The organism is Photobacterium leiognathi, from assembly GCF_030685535.1.
GTDB classification, from domain to species: domain Bacteria; phylum Pseudomonadota; class Gammaproteobacteria; order Enterobacterales; family Vibrionaceae; genus Photobacterium; species Photobacterium leiognathi.
The window spans coordinates 1,978,500-1,997,936 of the sequence record NZ_CP131601.1; the positions used below are offsets into that span (position 1 = coordinate 1,978,500).

Below are 19,437 nucleotides of genomic sequence, written 5' to 3' on the forward strand. Positions count from 1 at the left end.
TAATAATTGTCTGAATTTATTTATCAATAAGTTCAAATGAGTTAAAAGGTTACAGAATGTTAAAGCAATTTCTTCACAATGTTTTCCATAAACGCCAAATCAATAAATCCCAACAATTAAGAACGCGTCTTGAATTTGTTATCCAGCAGAATCTAGGGCAACGAGAAGCACGTTATAACCGTGAACAACGCTATTCTGTCGATTAATGATAATTATCATTATTTAGTATCCGTCATTACCAGCTTTAAAAATTATGACGAAATATTATCGATATTGATAAGTTAAACAATTATTTATAAATTATCTGTAAATGCGAACACTTGACTGCTTGCATTTAAGTTGTTGTTTTTTATTAATTTAAAAAAACAAGATAATAATCTAATTTTAAACACAATACAGTTGGTTAGTCTTTAAATGTATAAAATAAAGGCATTTAAGTCTATTTTAATGTTGTGTCTTAATAATGAATCAGCTTTTTAAGCGCGAAAATACTTATTAGGCATCATATCTATAATTATAAGAAATATACAAAAACTATAGAATTTATCCGTAATTAACGGTTATCTCCGTTTTGTTATAATATTGTTATAAGTAAGGTGAGGATAATTTATGATTAAACAGTTGCTCGCATCTATGATGAATAAAAAGCATCAAAAGAAAAAACAACAAGCATTAAAAAATCGTCTCGATTTTGCAATGACACAAAATGTTGTAATTAAGCCGACACCCAACCATGATTAATATTAAATATATCAACAAATCGGCTGCATGCTTTAATTAGCTATATCTTCTCGCTTTCGCTTTAGCGATAACAATAAGCCGATTGACCAACACTTTCTCTTTCGTGGCATCAGCTTTCTTTAGATCTCGTAATATTCTGTTTAATTCTGTTTCTAAATATTTTGCTGTTTTAGTTTTCACCATATTACGGATCAACTTTTCTGCGTTATTCGGCAAAGGTTGCTCTACCGCCCACAAATAACCATAAGCAATTTTTCCATCTTGTCCTGATGCAGGTAATACAATTTCTACCGGCTCTGGTGCTGATTGCATCTGCTCGATACGTCCTAAACGGGTGTAGTAGCCCTGTATGATAGGTGACTTGTGATAAGGTAATTCATTGCCCTCTTGATACAACAATGGGCCAATTTCTTGCGCTAACGGCGCTTTAGCTTCGAGAATAAATTGGCTGGCGTTCTTATCTTTACGTACATAGCTCTCTTTCTTACTGTTCTCTACCGAGTAGTAGATCTTGGCACTGTGTTTTGCACGTGTGATGGCAACATACGCTAAGCGACGCTCCTCTTCGGTATCAGCAGAGATCCCAACAGACGAACGATTAACATAAGGAAAGGCGTCTTTATCCCAATAAGGCAAATAGACTTGGCTATACTCACAGCCTTTCGCCCTAAAGATTGTGGTTAATTGCACTTGTGACATTGAGGGTTCAGTTTGGCGCAATGAATCTGAACGTTGGGTATAATACTCAAAGTAATTCAATGCCTTTTCACACTCTTGATCCATAGACGCTAGCACAGTCTCGACACTATCTAACCTTTCGACGGCTTCTTCAATCTCAGATGCTGTCGCTTCGGTTTTCCAAATCCAGTTATCCAACTCACTATCACGACGATACTGTCGATAAACATCCAGCGCTTTAAAACTACCTTTACGGCGTAGTGTCATCAATAATTCTACTCGTGCTGTAAAGTTATCAAGATTTAAATTGGGTTGTACCTTCTCTGTTTTACTTAACACGTTTAGCCACTGATCTATAGGTGTGTTAGCGAGCTCATCACACAATGGGCGTAAATTTGCATTCGGCACATAACAGTGAGGAAACGACATTAAGTTAAACACTAATGTCGCTTTTTCAAACGGCTGTAATTGGTTATAACGCCCGGTAGCAAAACGCATTACATCCATTAACAGCTTTACTTCTCGGCTATTAGAAAGCACCGAGCCCACAGGCATATAAAACGGAATATTCTTAGTTAGAAATGCCAATTCAAATAACATGGTTTGTGACCAGCGACGAACCAAAATCGCCACATCAGATGCATTACCGCCTTGCTCGATAAATTCAGCAATTGATTGGGCAATTTCCCCCACTTGACGGGCAGTGCCGATCACCTCAACTGGCGTATCATTCACAGACTGATGAGAAATAGTCTGAAAATCATGGAAACGTTGTTTGTTGTTGGCAATTAAATGACTCGCAGCAAGTGCTAGGCTATGACCAAAACGAAAAGTATGTGACAAACTATAGGTTTTCGCAGGCGCAAAATCTTGCTCAAAATTAAGCATAAACTGCGGCGCACTACCACGCCATTTATAGATACACTGATCCACATCCCCTACCGCAACAAGTTGTGCTTGAGGACCTAATAACAGCTTTAATAAACGATATTGTGCGGTATTGATATCTTGAAACTCATCCACCACCATAAACTGGATCTGTTGGTGATAATGGGCACGTAAAGCATCATTGTTGGTAAGTACATTGACGGTTTCCACCAGCCAATCATCAAAGAACAACTGCTTACGCTCTTTGCGGATAGTTTCAAAATTCCAATACGCTTCAATAATGAAATGGTATTCATCACTAATATCAGATAGCTCAAACACTTCTTTTGGTGGCAACATATGCGCTTTCACCAAGCCAATGAAGCTCATCAATAATTCTATAGTGCGAGGATCTTTAAACGTCTGTTGTTTTTGGTATGACTTTTCATTCGCCGCCATTTGGCGCAGCAACTGTTTCGCAATCGCCTTATCGCTGTCACCATTCTTAAAATCAACCTGATAACCAGTTTCCGCTAAATAGCCTGACTGGCGTAATAATTGATAACAAAAGCTATGAAAAGTATGCACAGGTACATTAGCACCAATACCATTGCGCTCAAGTTTGGCTTTAAAATCAGTGCGAATATCGCGGTTAAACATCAACACCAACATGTTCTGTGGTGCGATTGTCGTCAATTTATTCTCAACTAATCCTACCAAGGTGGTGGTTTTACCCGTCCCCGCTCCTGCAACGCAAAGTGCATTACCAGTTTGGTGATTGATAAAAGCCGTTTGTTCAGCAGTAAAGCTTGTCATGACATACACCACATGATGGTAGAAAAATGAATGGGCGAGTATAACAATTACCGGATCAGGTTTAAATTCATTGCTGGTGATATATACAGCACTTAACAGTAACCAGTTGCTAATGCACTATTATCTTGACCGACAAACGGTAGTATTCACCCTGCTCTATTGCTAAAATCTCGACCCTATTAGCCATGTCTTAGGCTTACCTCTTTTTAAATATATTCTGTGTGATCCACACTGAGAACAAACCTGCTATGAATAACAAAAGTTTCCTCACTAACCTTATTTCACTGATTTTGCTGCTCATTGGTTATGTTACGAACCAACAAGTGATCCTGTACTGCGGACTATTTGCTTTCTCTGGTGCTTTGACTAACTGGTTAGCCATTCACATGCTATTTGAGAAAGTGCCTGGTTTATACGGCTCAGGTGTTATTCCTGCACGTTTTGAAGAGTTTAAATCTGCAATTAAAAACCTGATGATGGAGCAGTTCTTCACCCAAGAAAACATCAGTCGTTTTCTTAACAAAGAAATGGCTGGCGCAACTAACTTAAACCTTCAGCCTGTGATTGAGAAAATCGATTTTGCACCCGCTTATGATTCGCTATTAGATGTGATCATGAATTCACAATTTGGCGGCATGCTTACGATGATGGGCGGTACTGAAGCATTACAACCGTTACGTGAACCGTTTATTGAAAAAATGCAAAGTGCTGTGACAGATATTAGCCAGCAAGATAACTTTAAAGCGGCACTAAAAGATCAACTCGCTGCACCTGAATCTCTGCATGATATTGAAGGCACTATTGAAGAAATTATTGATCAACGCCTAAACGAACTAACACCAAAAATGGTGAAAGAGATGGTTCAAAAAATGATCAGCGAGCATTTAGGCTGGCTAGTGATTTGGGGCGGTGTTTTTGGTGGTGTGATCGGTATTATCTCTGCGCTAATCGCAGGTTAACTTCATCTTTTCTCCACATATCTTTTTAAGCCTTACTTGAGCCAATAACACTCAAGTAAGGCTTTTTCTTTGAAACTTCCTTTTGGTAGAGAGAGCAAGCAAGTTTCATCTCCATTTCTATAACGACAGACTAATGCTCCGCTTCGATGGTTATTTATCCGAATAAACCTAAATCAAGTGCTAGAATTGTGATATTGGTTGAAATTTATGACTTTAAAATGATAAATACAACTGTATATATACCCAGTTGGACTTTTCTTCCTTGGCAAACTTTTCTACTCATTTTAGTGTTGCAGCCGTTGCTAGTGGTTTAACCGCTACTGCCTTTCTTTCGGCTGATCACATCACGCCTTCAATGGCGATATGGATGACCTTTCTAGGCACCATTGGCGGCTTGCTGCCTGACATCGACTCAGATCACTCCACATCAATGAAAGCCTTATTTAATATTTTGGCTGGCTTTTGCTGCTTCATCTTGATCAGTCATATTTATACCCAAGTCACTATGCTAGAACTGCTGCTTTATACCGCAGCTTTATTCATTACTATTCGTTACATGGGCAAAGCAGTATTTGAGCGTCGTACCGTTCACCGTGGCTGTTGCCATTCCATTGCCTTTGTATTATTGATCTCACTGTGCTGTGTACATGTGAGCTCTATTATTGGTCATACTGCGGAGACTAGCTGGCTTGCAAGTGGTTTTGTCTTATTTGGCGGCTTAGTTCATCTGGTGCTTGATGAAATTTACAGTGTGGATTTATCTAACCAGCGTTTAAAGAAATCCTTTGGTACCGCTTTGAAGCCTTTCTCATTTGCTAATCCTTTAATTAGCTTGGCGCAAATCATTGCTATTGTTTTGCTATTTACCACAGCCCCGTCTTACCACAAAACGCTGCATATATTGAGTAACTGGCATCACTTTAAATTTAGCCCTGCATGGTTTAACTGGTCTGATATTGAAATATGGGTGAATCATGTCATTCACCAAGCACCACAAAAACTCAGCACAATTCACAAGCTGTTCTAAAACGAATTATGGCGATAATCATCTTTATGAATATCGCCATTTTTATTAATAAAATCACAAGGCAAACGTTTGCTTTTTCTCTGGCAGTCAATTCTATAACCTTGTATGATGCGTCTACGATGATGTTTCGCCATATGTTCTTGTGGTAAAAACTCTGCATTTCTGCGTAATCATTTGAATAGGATTTTCACGATGAGCCTTGCCGATCAAGTTTTAGCTGTTAATGATGATCTCCCAATCCGTACTGACAAGCCTGTACATAGCGGTAAAGTACGCTCTGTTTACTGGCTGACTGAAGCTGACAGTCGACGTTTGATTAAGGAAAAAGGCTACAATGTCCAACCTGATGCACCATTAGCCATTATGGTGATCAGTGATCGTATCTCTGCATTCGATTGTATTTGGCATGGCGAAGGTGGCTTAAAAGGTGTACCTGGTAAAGGCGCAGCACTGAACGCCATTTCAAATCACTGGTTTAAGCTATTTAAAGACAACGGCTTGGCTGATAGCCATATCTTAGATATTCCCCACCCTTTTGTTTGGATCGTCCAAAAAGCCAAACCTGTGATGGTTGAAGCTATTTGCCGTCAATACATCACAGGCTCAATGTGGCGTGCATACAGCAAGGGGGAGCGAAATTTCTGCGGTATCGAACTACCTGAAGGGCTAAAGAAAGATCAAAAACTGCCTGATCTACTAATGACGCCATCAACCAAAGGTATTTTAAAAGGCATTCCTAATGTTCCTGAAGCTGATGATGTCAATGTCACCCGTAACGATCTAGTCAATAATTACGCTGCATTTAACTTCCGCAATACTGATGATATCGCACAATACGAAAAGCTATTAGCTGAAGGCTTTAACGTGATCAGCGATGCACTCGCAAAACTCGATCAAATCTTTGTCGATACCAAATTCGAGTTTGGCTACGTCACCGATGCTAGTGGCAACGAGAAGCTGATTTATATGGATGAAGTAGGCACACCTGACTCTTCACGTATTTGGGATGGTGTAGCTTACCGTGACGGACAAATCGTCGAGAACTCGAAAGAAGATTTCCGCCAAGTGCTGCTAAACACTTTCCCAGATCCTGATGTTTTATTAAATAAAGATCGTATGGAAGAACGTTTCGCTCTTGCTCGTGATAACGAGTTACCACAAGAGGTACTGATGCAGATCTCTAAAGTTTATACAGGGATCGCTGAAAAAATCACTGGTGAGCCAATCACACTAAGCCGAAATCCGAAAGCTGAAATCATTGAGATTTTGCGCAATCAATATCAATTGATCGACTGAGCACTTCAAAATCCTTTCTCCTACATAAAAACAGGCATTCATACAATGCCTGTTTTTTCGTCGCTCTCAGCTATTAATATTGTTCATATTTACGTTAATTTGAAATAAATTTGCTATTTTTATATTTATTACTAGTCTTATTCCATTGTATTAACCGATACGAACTTTAGCTCCCTTCATAACAATTGCGATACAAATGGAACAATTTACACAAATAAACAACCCTTACTATCCTTTCACCTCATACACATTACTTCATATTTTTTAATATTTTTATTTTTTATGCTTTTTGCTATTAATGTATGCGTTTAAAATCAAAAAATCCTATAAAACATAAGCATAACCCTTAAGTATTAATTGAATTGTAGGTAATGGTTATTTTATGATCGCAATATAAATAGATTTAATAAAAATATTTATATCTACTCATTTTTAAACACAGGAGGTTCTATGAGCAGTGTTACTGATCAAGAAGCCAAGCAAACACGTAGCCGAGAATGGAAGATGTTCCTTTTTATTGTCATCTTTTTGTTTCCTATTCTCAGCGTCATTTTTGTCGGCGGCTACGGCTTTACCGTTTGGATGCTACAACTATTTGTCTTTGGTCCACCAGGACATGGCGGCTAATCCCCACTAATTACCGTGAGCATCCATTTTAAGAGAATCGATAATGAAATCATTTTTAGCTAAAGCTTGGCAGACCCTATCACGCCCAAGCGTCCACATTAGCCTAGGTGTCCTAACCCTTGGTGGCTTTATTGCTGGTATCATTTTCTGGGGTGGTTTTAATACTGCGCTAGAAGCAACCAACACCGAAGAGTTCTGTGTTAGCTGTCACGCAGATAACGTAGCACCAGAATATGCAAATACTATTCACGATAAAAACCGTTCTGGTGTGCGTGCAACGTGTCCTGACTGTCACGTACCACACGATTGGACAGATAAAATCGCCCGTAAAATTCAGGCAAGTAAAGAAGTCTTTGCTCACATGGCAGGTTTCATTGATACCCCTGAAAAATTTGAAGATCGCCGTATTGTGCTAGCCCAGCACGAATGGGAACGCTTTAAAGCCAACGGCTCACAAGAATGTCGTGACTGTCATGATTACAAAGGCATGGACTTCACTAAGATGTCTCCAGTTGCACGTGTGCAAATGAAGAACGCGGCAGAGCGTGATCAAAGCTGTGTAGATTGTCACAAAGGTATTGCTCACCACTTACCAAAAGACATGGACACCAGTGGCGGTATGATTTCAGAGCTTGTACAACTTTCTCACAACACTGAATACAACAAAGGTGAAGAAGTTTACAGCGTACGTTTCCTTCCAGTTTACGAAGACAAAGATCTTAAAGTGGAAGCTGGTCTACTTAACCCAGCATCTGGCGTGAAAGTGATTGATGAAACAGATAACGCCGTTGAAGTTGAAATTGCAGGCTGGCGTAAAGACAAGGGTTACGGCCGTGTGATCCAAGAAGATTTCGGTATGAATATCCCTGTGGCTTCACTACTGAAAGAATCTGCACAAAACGACAAAGTTGTTAGCAAGTACGAAGAAAAAGTTGACGATCTAACAGGTCTTCCATGGCAGCGTGTAACTGCAACGGTTTGGATGCCTAAAGACTCTCTTGTAAATGACATCACACCAGTATGGGAAAAAGCGAAAACCGCATACACCACTAACTGTTCTGTATGTCATACCCAACCTGCTGAGAACCACTTCGATGCCAATACTTGGCCGGGCATGTTCGACGGTATGTTAGCGTTTGTTAACTTTGACCGTGACAGTGAAGCAGTTGTACGTAAGTACCTTCAGAAGCACTCTTCTGACTTCTCTGAAGCACAACACTAAGTATTGATGGAGTAAAGAATTAATATGTCTGTATCAAGAAGAAGTTTCCTTAAAGGCATTGCAACAACAAGTGCTGCTTCTGTGATTGGCCCTAGCCTACTTGCATCATCAAAAGTGTTTGCGGATGACACTATCGGTCAAGGCACGTGGCGTTTCTCTGGCTCACACTGGGGCGCATTCCGCGCCCACATCTATGCGGGTAAAGTTCAAGAAATCGAAGCGATTGAGATCGATAAGAACCCAACTGAGATGCTAAAAGGCATCAAAGGTGTGATCTACAACCCTTCTCGTGTTCGCTACCCAATGGTGCGTCTAGATTGGTTGAAGAAAAACAAATTCAGCGGCGAAACTCGTGGTAATAACCGCTTTGTACGTGTGACTTGGGATGAAGCGTTAGATCTGTTCTACCGTGAACTTGAGCGCATGCAAAAAGACTACGGTCCATGGGCCATTCACGCAGGTCAAACTGGCTGGCGTCAAACAGGTCAATTCCACAGCTGTACTAGCCACATGCAACGTGCAGTAGGTATGCATGGTAACTACATCACTAAAGTAGGTGACTACTCAACGGGTGCAGGTCAAACCATCATGCCTTACGTGCTTGGCTCTACTGAAGTGTACGCGCAAGGTACTTCATGGTCTGAAATCCTAGATAACTCGAAGAACGTTATCCTATGGGCAAACGATCCTGTTAAAAACCTACAGGTGGGTTGGAACTGTGAAACACACGAATCTTTCCCATACCTAGCGAAACTAAAAGAGAAAGTAGCTAACGGTGAGATCAATGTGATCTCTGTCGATCCTGTTAAAAACAAGACTCAACGTTACCTAAACAACAAGCACTTATACATCAACCCACAAACTGATGTGCCGTTCATGTTAGGTGTTGCTCATACCCTGTACACAGAGAACCTTTACGATAAAGAGTTCATCAAGATGTACTGTTTGGGCTTTGACGAGTTCATTGGTTATGTGAAAGGCGAAACCAAAGACAAAGTTGAGAAAACACCTGAGTGGGCAGCTCCAATCTGTGGTGTTCCAGCTGATCAAATCAAAGAATTTGCTCGCATGCTGGTAAAAGAGCGTACTCAAATTCTGTTTGGTTGGTGTATTCAGCGTCAAGAGCACGGTGAACAGCCTTACTGGATGGGTGCTGTTATTGCCGCTATGGTTGGACAAATTGGTCTGCCGGGGGGCGGTATCTCTTACGGTCACCACTACTCAGGTATCGGTGTGCCATCAACGGGCTTTGCAGCACCAGGTGGTTTCCCACGTAACGTAGACGAAGGTCAAAAACCTAAGTGGGATAACAACGACTTTAACGGTTACAGCCGTACTATCCCTGTTGCGCGTTTCGTTGATTGTATTCTAGAGCCGGGTAAAGAAATTAAGTACAACGGTTCTAAAGTGATCCTTCCTGGTTACAAGATGATGGTGATCAGCGGTAACAACCCTTGGCACCACCACCAAGATCGTAACCGTATGAAGCAAGCGTTCCAGAAACTACAAACTGTTGTCACCATTGATTACGCATGGACTGCAACCTGTCGTTTCTCAGATATCGTGCTGCCTGCATGTACGCAGTTTGAACGTAACGATATCGACGTAATGGGTTCATACAGTGGTCGTGGTCTATTAGCGATGCATAAGTTAGTTGACCCACTATACCAATCTAAAACTGATTTTGAGATCTTCACCGAGCTAACACGTCGTTTCGGTAAGAACAAAGAATACACTCGTGGCATGGATGAAATGCAATGGGTTCGTATGCTGTACAACGATTGTCGTAAAGCAAACGAAGGCAAATTCGATATGCCTGAATTCGACGTATTCTGGGAGAAAGGCTTCCTAGATTTTGGTACAGGTAAACCTTGGGTTCGCCACGCAGCGTTCCGTCAAGATCCTGAAATCAACGCACTAGGTACACCATCTGGCTTTATCGAAATCACTAGTCGTAAGATTGGTCGTTACGGTTACGAGCACTGTCAAGAACACCCAATGTGGTTTGAAAAGACAGAACGTTCACACGGTGGTCCGGGCTCAGATAAACACCCGTTCTGGCTGCAATCTTGTCACCCAGACAAGCGTCTGCACTCACAAATGTGTGAAGCTGAAGAGTTCCGTGCAACGTACACAGTACAAGGTCGTGAGCCTGTTTACATCAACCCTCAAGATGCGGCAGAAAAAGGCATTAAAGATGGCGATGTCGTACGTGTATTTAATGACCGTGGTCAGCTATTAGCAGGTGCTGTACTAACTGATAGCTATCCTCGTGGTGTTGTGCGTATCGAAGAAGGTGCATGGTATGGTCCATTGAACGAAAAAATTGGTTCAATTGACACTTACGGTGATCCAAATACCCTAACTATGGATATTCCATCATCTGAGCTTGCGCAAGCAACCAGTGCACAAACCTGTATTGTTAACTTCGAGAAGTTCAAAGGTGAACTACCGCCAGTAACATCATTTGGTGGTCCAATTGAAGTAAGCTAATTCACTTCATTGTGTAAACAAAAAGGCTCCTTTTTCGGCTGTCTCTTATACACAAATCCCTAAGCCAATGCTTGGGGATTTTTTTGAACTAATTCTTTGGGCTCAAAAACAATTCGGTCAAGCCGATCTTAATGACCCAAGACGCACTCAAAGACTCGTTGCTCTAGCTACCTCTCTGGCTGAACAACCTGGTATCCCTATCTCAAAACTCATCATCTCCCCAGCCGATATGGAAGGGGCTTATCGCTTTATTCGTAATGACCAAATCAAAGCAGAAGATATTGCAGAAGCTGGATTCTATGTCACAGCACAAGAAGCTTTAGAGCAACAAACACTGCTTGCATTGGAAGATACCACTTCTCTAAGTTACTCACATCACAGCATACAAGATACACTCGGGCATTCCAATCAAGGTAATCGACACCGAGCAATGTTCGTTCATTCAACATTGCTTTTTGCTCCCGAAACTCACACTGTAGTTGGTTTAATCGAACAACAACGCTGGATCCGAGATATTGAAAAACGTGGTCAAAGACACCAGCACGCAACTCGACCATACAAAGAAAAAGAAAGTTATAAATGGGAACAAGCATCTCGCCATGTTGCAGAGCGACTAGGCGAGAAAATGTCAGAGGTTATTTCTGTATGTGATAGAGAAGCCGATTTATTCGAGTACCTCACTTACAAGCACGAGCAACAACAACGATTTATCGTTCGCTCAATGCAAAGTCGCTGTATCGAGGAGCATGATAATCGTCTTTATGACTACGCTTCCAAGTTGTTATCAGCAGGAAACAAAGAGCTAAAAATACCGCAAAAAGGCGGTCGTAAGTCCCGCACGGCTCATCTAGACATCAAATATGCTCCCGTGACACTTAAGTCTCCCGCCAATAAAAAAGAGTTCGATAATATCTCTCTCTACTATGTTGGATGTATAGAGCAAGGTGAGAGTGACGACAAGCTCGCATGGCATTTACTGACATCAGAGCCTGTAACGAACAAAGAGGAAGCACTTAACATCGTCAGTTATTATGAGCGTCGTTGGCTGATAGAAGATTTTCACAAGGTTTGGAAAAGTGAAGGCACGCAAGTTGAACAACTGAGAATGCAAAGTAAAGATAACTTAGAAAGGCTCAGTGTTATTTTGGCATTTATTGCTACTCGTTTACTCCAGTTAAGATTTATGAACGAATCTAAAGAGTTATCTAGTAGCTGTTGTGAACGGGTGTTAAAAGGTAAAGCGTGGAAGCTTATGTGGTTAAAATTGGAGAAGAAAAAGCTGCCCAAAGAAGCACCAAATATATCGTGGGCTTACAAAAGTATTGCACGGTTAGGTGGTTGGAAAGATACCAAGCGGACGGGTCGCGCTTCTGTAAAGACATTATGGCAAGGATGGTTTAGGTTACAAACCATCCTTGAAGGATATGAACTAGCTAAGTCTCTTGAACACAATGACTTGTGATCAAGAGACAGCCTTTTCGGAGCCTTTTTTATTTCTGTTATGCCATAATTGCATAGAAATATATTAAATCCACGCCAACAATGATTCCAAAAAGGAATTCATACATCTTTATTTAATAGTCTTATAACTTTTTTGTCATATTTGAGAACTACCATCTGCGCGTTTATTGTTATTCTTATAAATATCAGGAAGTAAGTCATGACGACTAAAAATGTGCAATTTAGTGACATCATCAATAAAGGTTTGAGCCGCCGTAAATTTCTTCAAACAACCACCACGGCTGCTTTTTTTGCTGCATCCCCTACGATTGCATCTGCTACAACACAAACGAAACAAAAAGAGCCTGCCATCAACTTCAAGCCTGTACCCACTTCAGTCGCCGATACAGTCGTTGTACCTGAAGGCTACCAAGCTGAAGTTTTAATTTCTTGGGGTTCACCACTGTTTGCAGATTCTCCAGCTTTTAGTCCTTCAGCGAATAGTGACGCTCAGCTAAAGCAATTTGGCGATAACAACGATGGTATGGCGTTCTTTACCCTCACTAATGAGCGTGCAGTACTCGCCGTAAATAATGAATACACCAATTACGAATACTTATTGCCAAACCAGGGTAAAACGCTCTCTGCTGACGATGTGAAAAAAGCCCAAGCTGCTGTAGGTAACTCAATCGTAGAGTTGGTATATAAAAACGGTCAGTGGATCGTGAACCAAAACGGTCGTTTAAACCGCCGTATCACTGCAAATACACCAATGGAAATTACTGGTGTTGCAGCAGGTCACCCTCTTCTAAAAACCAAAGCCGATCCAACCGGTACACGTGCTTTAGGTACTTTTGCCAACTGTGCAAACGGTGCTACACCTTGGGGTACTTACCTCACCTGTGAAGAAAACTTTGATGATTTCTTTGGTACTGATACAAATATTGCGGTCGATTCTAACCAAGAACGTTACGGCATCAGCCCTGAAAATAAAGATTACCGTTGGTATGAGCACGATCCGCGTTTTGATATTGCTCAAAACCCTAATGAGCCAAACCGTTTTGGCTGGGTTGTAGAAATCGATCCAATGAACCCAAATTCAATGCCAAAGAAACGCACTGCATTAGGACGTTTCAAACACGAAAACGCCGCAGTTACTATCAACAATGACGGTTATGTTGTGGTTTATTTAGGTGATGATGAGCGTGGCGAACACTTGTACCGCTTTGTATCAAAGAACAAATATAACCCAAGCAACCAAGAAGCTAACCGTGATCTTCTTGAAGAAGGCACACTGTATGTCGCTAAATTCGACGCTAAAGACGGTGAATTAAAAGGTACAGGTCAATGGATTGAACTTACGTTCGGTAAAAATGGCCTGACACCTGAGAATGGCTTTGCTAGCCAGGCTGAAATCATGATCTTTGCTCGTAAAGCGGCAACGCATGTGGGCGCAACAACAATGGATCGCCCAGAATGGGTAGCCGTGAACCCGCATACAAGCGAGGTTTTCTGTACCTTAACCAACAATAAGAACCGTGGTGTGAAACCTAATCAACCTATTGATGCGGTAAACCCTCGCGCGAAAAATCCGTATGGTCACATCCTGCGCTGGAATCCATCCAACGGTAACCATACCGCTAAGACTTTTGACTGGGATCTTTACCTCATTGCTGGTAACCCAACGGTACACAAAGATTCATTGATGGCTGGTAGTAAGAACATTAACAAAGACAACATGTTCAACTGTCCTGATGGCTTAGGTTTCGATAAAGACGGTCGTTTATGGATCCTAACAGATGGCGATGACTCCAATGAAGGTGACTTTGCTGGTATGGGTAATAACCAAATGCTTTGTGGTAACCCTGTAACCAGTGAAATCCGTCGCTTCCTAACAGGCCCTATCGCTTGTGAAATCACAGGTATTACCTTTAGCCATGATAGCAAAACCATGTTTGTTGGCGTTCAGCATCCAGGCGAAGAGCAAGCACCATCGCACTTCCCTGATGGCGGTCGCAGCACTCCTCGCTCTTCTATCATGCGAATCACTCGTAACGATGGTGGCGTGATTGGCGCATAATTCACAGCGCTAACAACCAAGATCTCCCCGATGATTAAGGTTCGTTAAAATGTGAATTGCTTATATACCCAAGTAACTTCAAGATGCAGTGTTCAGCGAGACGACCTTAGTTCTCAGGCGCGGCAACGATTCGAAGATATAATGGTTCTACATTGAGAATCGTTAACAAAGTCTGAGAGCTAAGGACGCTCGCCCTTTGGGAGCGTGTCACTGAGCCGACTTCTTGCGTCAGACAACTTGGAAAGAGCTCGCTATTCCGCTTCGTTGTCTTCCTTGAATTCAACTCAGTGACTTCGCTCTGAATCAGGCATATTGAAGGTCACTTGGATATATTAAAGCCCTAGTATTATTTACGTCTCTTATTGAATTCGTATCCGATACTAGGGCTTTGTTTATTCTTTATTTTTACTTTTAACTAAACGGCATTGTGCCAAAACTTGCTTTTTTTTGATTGGATATTGGCTACCGAGATCCAAAGAACAGGTATAGTTTGCATTGAATGTATTCAAGTTAAAATCAAGCGAATGCTCCCCCCAATGAAAATCTTCAAACCACATATCACCTTCAGGATCATCTTGTAAATTCACCACTTGATGATCAGGCAGCCCAACCTTACAAATCTGTTGCGATAATGTCAGCCCTTGGCTTGTTCCTTCTTTGTAGTTCTCAAGTGTAAAGCAAGGATTCACTTCTGAATTAAACACCACAACGCGAAAGGTGCCTAAGTTATCAATCCATTGAGTCGAAACAAAATCAATGTCGACCGATATAACAGGAGCAGGCTTAGCATGAACTTGAAATGCAGTGAGTAAACAAAACCCTAGCCATTTGGTGTATTTCATCATCTCTTTCTCAGTATTTATCTAAATTAATGATGTTGCTTGTTCTGTTACTTTTAAAACTCATGTAATAAAAAAGCCACCGCAAGCGGTGGCTTAGTATGTTTACGATGTTTAGATATTAAACGTCGTAAGTAGTAGAAGCAGTGTTACCGCCTGTACCAGTCCAGTTTGTGTGGAAGAACTGACCACGAGGCTGATCGATACGCTCGTAAGTGTGAGCACCGAAGTAGTCACGCTGCGCTTGGATCATGTTTGCAGGTAGTTGTGCTGTTGTGTAGCTATCTAGGAACGTTAGACCAGATGTCATTGTTGGCATTGGTAGACCGATTTCTAGAGACTTCGCAGCAACCTTACGCCATGCAGCCATGCTGCTTTGTAGGATATCTTTGAAGTATGGGTCAGAACCTAGGAATTTAATGTCTGGGTTCGCTTCGTACGCATCACGGATATTGCCTAGGAATGCACTACGGATGATACAACCACCACGCCACATTAGAGCTACGTTACCGTAGTTTAGATCCCAGTTGAATTCTTCAGAAGCTTCACGGATAAGCATGAAACCTTGCGCGTAAGAGATGATCTTAGATGCTAGTAACGCTTGACGTAGTGCATCAACCCACTCTTTCTTATCACCTTCAACAGGAGCAATTGTCTTACCGAATAGCTCTTGCGCTTCTACACGTTGATCTTTCATTGAAGATACACAACGTGCGAATACTGATTCAGTGATTAGTGTTAGTGGAATACCTAGATCAAGTGCATTAATACCTGTCCACTTACCAGTACCTTTTTGACCAGCAGTATCTAGGATTTTTTCAACTAGTGGTTGACCATCTTCATCTTTGTAGCCAAGGATTTCAGATGTGATCTCAACTAGGTAGCTGTCTAGCTCAGTTTTGTTCCACTCTTGGAAGATAGATTGCATCTCATCGTGAGATAGACCAAGACCTGACTTCATGAAGTGGTATGCTTCGCTGATAAGTTGCATGTCACCGTATTCGATACCGTTGTGTACCATCTTAACGAAGTGACCAGCACCGTCTTTACCAACCCAATCACAACATGCTTCACCAGCATCTGTTTTTGCAGAGATCGCTTGGAAGATTGGTTTGATTGCAGGCCATGCAGCTTCAGAACCACCAGGCATGATTGAAGGTCCGAAACGTGCACCTTCTTCACCACCAGAAACACCAGAACCTACGTATAGGATGCCTTTCTTCTCAAGTTCAGCAACACGACGGTTAGTGTCTGGGTAGTTTGAGTTACCACCATCAATGATGATATCGCCTTTATCTAGCAATGGAACTAGTTGATCAATAAATGCATCAACAACGTCACCAGCACGTACCATTAGCATCACTTTTCGTGGTGCTTCTAGCTTAGCTACTAGATCTTCTAGAGAAGTAGCGCCAATGATGTTTGTGCCTTTTGCTGGGCCTTCAAGGAATTCTTCCACTTTTGCTACAGTACGGTTGTAAGCAACAACTTTAAAGCCGTGGTCATTCATGTTTAGGATCAGGTTTTGGCCCATTACTGCCAAGCCAATTACACCGATATCGCCTTTCATATTATTCTCCTTGCGCCAGCAGTTTTGCCGCTGCTGAATCTAAAAACCATTCTGTTTTGCCATTTACGGCTTTAATCTTCGCTGCAGGATACGCTAATGCTTCTGCAGGATTATTATTAATTTCTTGTAGTACTTCAGCCTTGCTTTCACCTAACACTAGGTAGGTAATGCGATCTGCATTTTCAAGTAAGCGTGCTGTTTTTGAGATGCGCTTTTGACCGCTCTCTGGATGTGTTGCAATCACAGATAACGCAGGATCATCGAAGTTGGTTTGGTTAGGGAACAATGAGGCTGTATGGCCGTCAGTACCCATGCCCAATAAGATCCAATCAAATGCAGGCATACCATTTTTATGTGGGATTGCCGCTTCCATCTCTTGGGTAAAGCGCGCGGATTCTACAGCAGGATCTTCTTCGCCACGAATACGGTGGATGTTTTCTGCTGGGATCACCACATTTTGGAACAATAACTCGTTCGCTTCACCGAAATTACTTTCAGGATCAGTTGGCTCTACACAACGCTCATCGCCCCACCAAAAATGTAAGTTGTTCCAATTAACGTCTGTCGCATAAGGCGCTTGCGCTAATGTTTTGAACAGCAATTTTGGTGTGCTACCACCTGATAACGAGATATGTACAGGCTTTGCTTGCTTACTCATCGTCATCATGGTGTCAGCCAATGAAACGACAACGTCCTGCGGTGTTTCAAATACGCGATAATTAATCATGCTTATAGCTCACAATAATCAGTGTTTGCTAAGTTCTTACAAGGGAAACGCCATTCACGATTGCTTGATGCTAATAAATCGTCAGCTTCTTTTGGTCCCCACGTTCCTGCGGCATAACCAAATAAGTGCTCTGGGTTTTCTTTGTATTCAAGAATTGGCTGAACAAATTTCCAACATGCACGAACAGCATCAGTACGAGCAAACAAAGTTGCATCTTGCTTCATACAATCAAGCAGTAGACGCTCGTAAGCAGTTAGCATGTTAGTTTCTTCAAGTTTGTCGTAATGGAAGTCCATTGACACTTCTTGAGATTCAAAACCTGCACCTGGTTTTTTAAGGCCGAAGCTCATTAAAATACCTTCATCAGGCTGAATACGGATGATCAATTTGTTCTCTGGTGCTTTAGCGCCAAATACTGGGTGCGGGGTTTTCTTAAAGTGGATAACCACTTCAGTTACACGTGTAGGTAGTCGCTTTCCAGTACGTACGTAGAATGGCACACCATTCCAACGCCAGTTTTCGATAAACATCTTCATACCGACGTAAGTTTCTGTACGTGAATCTTCTGCTACACCCGGCTCTTGACGGTAACCTAAGTAGTGCTTACCACGTACTTCAGATTCAGTGTACTGACCAAGCACTAGGTTATTTTTCAGATCATCTTCCGACAATGGCTTAAAGCTTTGCATTACTTTAACCACTTCATCACGGATAGAATCAGCATTAATTGCTGCAGGTGATTCCATACCTACCATAGCTAAAACTTGTAGCAAGTGGTTTTGGAACATATCACGTACCGCACCCGCGCCATCGTAGTAACCACCACGATCTTCTACGCCTAATGCTTCTGCTGCTGTGATTTCAACGTAATCAATAAAGTTACGGTTCCATAGCGGCTCAAACATACCGTTAGCAAAACGGAAAACCAGTAGATTTTGTACTGTTTCTTTACCTAGGTAGTGGTCGATACGGTAGATTTGGTGTTCTTTGAAACAAGCGTGAATTTGCTTATCTAGAGAAATTGCAGATTCCAAGTCGTAGCCAAATGGTTTTTCAACAATCAGGTTTTTCCAACCTTCTGTTTCATCATTTAGACCATGTGCCGCTAGACATTCAGGGATCACACCGTAAAGGCTCGGTGGTGTTGCTAGATAGAAAACCGCATTACCGTGAGTGTTATGGGTTTCTTTAAAGGTATCTAAACGTTCTTTAAGTACACCGTATTCATTTTGATCTGATGTATTTAACGCTTGATAGTATAAGTGCTGACAGAACTTCACCAATGTTGCTTCATCGATTTTTTCATTTTCTGTCAAAGATTGCTTTAACTTATCACGAAATTCTTGATCGCTATAAGATGTACGGCTTACCCCTAAAATTGCAAAATCTTCAGGTAATAACCCATTAGCATAAAGGTGATAAAACGCAGGTATTAATTTTCGGTGAGTCAAATCGCCTGACGCACCAAAAATTACAATTGAGTTATTTTCTGGTTTAACCATATCATTTTCCCATTAATTTCAGATCTTCAGACCTGCGGCAGCAATCAATTGCTTGGTATAACGGGGGCTTATTATGCCGTATTTTTTTCATCGATTACGCAAAAATATGAAAAAAATAAAAAGTTTTCGTTATACCTTATTATTTTTGTTAAAAAACGGAACGATTATCAACTTCATTCAATAGACATAAGACACTGAATGAATAGCGTTTCAATCCTTCACGCTGAAATTTATTGAGCCATATGTTAACAAGATTTGTTATCAGTGCCAGTCGAAATTACCTATCATGGTGATAGGCTACGCCTTTTATTATCACTGTTCCCTCTTGTAATTTTTAAGCTAATCACTATTTAAAACGCTCGGCAATCTAAAATGAAGTCCGACCATTGCAAACGTTTAAACCCTCACCAAATCACACAGTTTATGTATGGTTATGTGTTATTCATTGTGGTTTTGTGCGCGCTAATACCCTGCGCTAACTATTGATAAGCGCCCTAATGGCGGTTATTATGCCCGCAATTTCAACCACCTCTGAGGTGGTTTTTTATTCATA

The 19,437-nt window shown here is 41.4% G+C and carries 15 protein-coding genes; 10 read left to right on the forward strand and 5 right to left on the reverse strand.

What is annotated here, in order from left to right; genetic code table 11:
* Positions 1 to 56 precede the first annotated feature (56 nt).
* Both Q7674_RS16160 and Q7674_RS16165 read left to right on the forward strand, forming a co-directional pair.
* Positions 57 to 206 carry a hypothetical protein gene (locus Q7674_RS16160; RefSeq protein WP_008987341.1) on the forward strand — a complete coding sequence of 50 codons (150 nt, stop codon included), beginning with the start codon at positions 57 to 59 and terminating at the stop codon, positions 204 to 206.
* Between the two features lie 403 nt (positions 207 to 609).
* Positions 610 to 741: a hypothetical protein gene (locus Q7674_RS16165; protein ID WP_272898482.1), complete on the forward strand. Its 132-nt coding sequence runs from the start codon at positions 610 to 612 to the stop codon at positions 739 to 741.
* 36 nt (positions 742 to 777) lie between these two features.
* On the opposite strand, the gene Q7674_RS16170 is transcribed toward Q7674_RS16165, so the two are convergent.
* Positions 778 to 3,102 (reverse strand): ATP-dependent helicase, encoded by a 2,325-nt coding sequence (locus Q7674_RS16170; RefSeq protein ID WP_045066273.1) that lies wholly within the window; start codon positions 3,100 to 3,102, stop codon positions 778 to 780.
* A gap of 248 nt (positions 3,103 to 3,350) precedes the next feature.
* Here Q7674_RS16170 and Q7674_RS16175 point away from each other — a divergent pair, with 248 nt between their 5' ends.
* From Q7674_RS16175 to Q7674_RS16210, 8 genes are all read left to right on the forward strand, one after another.
* Positions 3,351 to 4,061, forward strand: coding sequence for a DUF445 domain-containing protein (locus tag Q7674_RS16175; RefSeq protein ID WP_045066278.1), 711 nt, complete (start codon positions 3,351 to 3,353; stop codon positions 4,059 to 4,061).
* 262 nt (positions 4,062 to 4,323) lie between these two features.
* The gene (locus Q7674_RS16180; RefSeq protein ID WP_305422831.1) at positions 4,324 to 5,088 is read left to right on the forward strand and encodes a metal-dependent hydrolase; all 765 of its coding nucleotides are present in this window, start codon (positions 4,324 to 4,326) and stop codon (positions 5,086 to 5,088) included.
* 192 nt (positions 5,089 to 5,280) lie between these two features.
* Positions 5,281 to 6,384: a phosphoribosylaminoimidazolesuccinocarboxamide synthase gene (locus Q7674_RS16185; RefSeq protein ID WP_045066275.1), complete on the forward strand. Its 1,104-nt coding sequence runs from the start codon at positions 5,281 to 5,283 to the stop codon at positions 6,382 to 6,384.
* A 450-nt stretch (positions 6,385 to 6,834) separates the two neighbouring features.
* Positions 6,835 to 7,011, forward strand: coding sequence for a trimethylamine N-oxide reductase system protein TorE (gene torE, locus Q7674_RS16190; protein ID WP_008987347.1), 177 nt, complete (start codon positions 6,835 to 6,837; stop codon positions 7,009 to 7,011).
* Between the two features lie 43 nt (positions 7,012 to 7,054).
* Complete coding sequence (torC, locus tag Q7674_RS16195; protein ID WP_045066277.1) at positions 7,055 to 8,233, forward strand: pentaheme c-type cytochrome TorC; 1,179 nt, start codon at positions 7,055 to 7,057, stop codon at positions 8,231 to 8,233.
* Positions 8,234 to 8,257: 24 nt separating this feature from the next.
* Complete coding sequence (gene torA, locus Q7674_RS16200; protein ID WP_045070598.1) at positions 8,258 to 10,726, forward strand: trimethylamine-N-oxide reductase TorA; 2,469 nt, start codon at positions 8,258 to 8,260, stop codon at positions 10,724 to 10,726.
* Between the two features lie 67 nt (positions 10,727 to 10,793).
* Positions 10,794 to 12,188: an IS4 family transposase gene (locus tag Q7674_RS16205; RefSeq protein WP_305422833.1), complete on the forward strand. Its 1,395-nt coding sequence runs from the start codon at positions 10,794 to 10,796 to the stop codon at positions 12,186 to 12,188.
* 198 nt (positions 12,189 to 12,386) lie between these two features.
* Positions 12,387 to 14,246 carry a PhoX family protein gene (locus Q7674_RS16210; RefSeq protein ID WP_305422835.1) on the forward strand — a complete coding sequence of 620 codons (1,860 nt, stop codon included), beginning with the start codon at positions 12,387 to 12,389 and terminating at the stop codon, positions 14,244 to 14,246.
* Between the two features lie 392 nt (positions 14,247 to 14,638).
* Here Q7674_RS16210 and Q7674_RS16215 read toward each other — a convergent pair whose 3' ends face one another.
* From Q7674_RS16215 to zwf, 4 genes are all read right to left on the reverse strand, one after another.
* A complete protein-coding gene (locus Q7674_RS16215; RefSeq protein WP_146146581.1) occupies positions 14,639 to 15,091 on the reverse strand; it encodes a hypothetical protein in 453 nt (150 codons plus the stop codon).
* Between the two features lie 115 nt (positions 15,092 to 15,206).
* Positions 15,207 to 16,655, reverse strand: a complete 1,449-nt coding sequence (gene gnd / locus Q7674_RS16220) for a decarboxylating NADP(+)-dependent phosphogluconate dehydrogenase (RefSeq protein WP_008987352.1) — start codon at positions 16,653 to 16,655, stop codon at positions 15,207 to 15,209.
* 1 nt (position 16,656) lies between these two features.
* Positions 16,657 to 17,382: a 6-phosphogluconolactonase gene (pgl, locus tag Q7674_RS16225; RefSeq protein WP_045065887.1), complete on the reverse strand. Its 726-nt coding sequence runs from the start codon at positions 17,380 to 17,382 to the stop codon at positions 16,657 to 16,659.
* 2 nt (positions 17,383 to 17,384) lie between these two features.
* The gene (gene zwf, locus Q7674_RS16230) at positions 17,385 to 18,884 is read right to left on the reverse strand and encodes a glucose-6-phosphate dehydrogenase (protein WP_045065889.1); all 1,500 of its coding nucleotides are present in this window, start codon (positions 18,882 to 18,884) and stop codon (positions 17,385 to 17,387) included.
* Positions 18,885 to 19,437 lie beyond the last annotated feature (553 nt).

Excerpts from the sequence above, each read along its gene's own strand:
- pgl (WP_045065887.1), bottom strand. The coding sequence starts at position 17,382 with ATGATTAATTATCGCGTATTTGAAACACCGCAGGACGTTGTCGTTTCA.
- torA (WP_045070598.1), top strand. The coding sequence starts at position 8,258 with ATGTCTGTATCAAGAAGAAGTTTCCTTAAAGGCATTGCAACAACAAGT.
- Q7674_RS16215 (WP_146146581.1), bottom strand. The coding sequence starts at position 15,091 with ATGATGAAATACACCAAATGGCTAGGGTTTTGTTTACTCACTGCATTT.
- zwf (WP_045065889.1), bottom strand. The coding sequence starts at position 18,884 with ATGGTTAAACCAGAAAATAACTCAATTGTAATTTTTGGTGCGTCAGGC.
- torE (WP_008987347.1), top strand. The coding sequence starts at position 6,835 with ATGAGCAGTGTTACTGATCAAGAAGCCAAGCAAACACGTAGCCGAGAA.
- Q7674_RS16185 (WP_045066275.1), top strand. The coding sequence starts at position 5,281 with ATGAGCCTTGCCGATCAAGTTTTAGCTGTTAATGATGATCTCCCAATC.
- Q7674_RS16165 (WP_272898482.1), top strand. The coding sequence starts at position 610 with ATGATTAAACAGTTGCTCGCATCTATGATGAATAAAAAGCATCAAAAG.
- Q7674_RS16170 (WP_045066273.1), bottom strand. The coding sequence starts at position 3,102 with ATGACAAGCTTTACTGCTGAACAAACGGCTTTTATCAATCACCAAACT.
- Q7674_RS16205 (WP_305422833.1), top strand. The coding sequence starts at position 10,794 with ATGCTTGGGGATTTTTTTGAACTAATTCTTTGGGCTCAAAAACAATTC.
- gnd (WP_008987352.1), bottom strand. The coding sequence starts at position 16,655 with ATGAAAGGCGATATCGGTGTAATTGGCTTGGCAGTAATGGGCCAAAAC.
- torC (WP_045066277.1), top strand. The coding sequence starts at position 7,055 with ATGAAATCATTTTTAGCTAAAGCTTGGCAGACCCTATCACGCCCAAGC.
- Q7674_RS16175 (WP_045066278.1), top strand. The coding sequence starts at position 3,351 with ATGAATAACAAAAGTTTCCTCACTAACCTTATTTCACTGATTTTGCTG.
- Q7674_RS16160 (WP_008987341.1), top strand. The coding sequence starts at position 57 with ATGTTAAAGCAATTTCTTCACAATGTTTTCCATAAACGCCAAATCAAT.
- Q7674_RS16210 (WP_305422835.1), top strand. The coding sequence starts at position 12,387 with ATGACGACTAAAAATGTGCAATTTAGTGACATCATCAATAAAGGTTTG.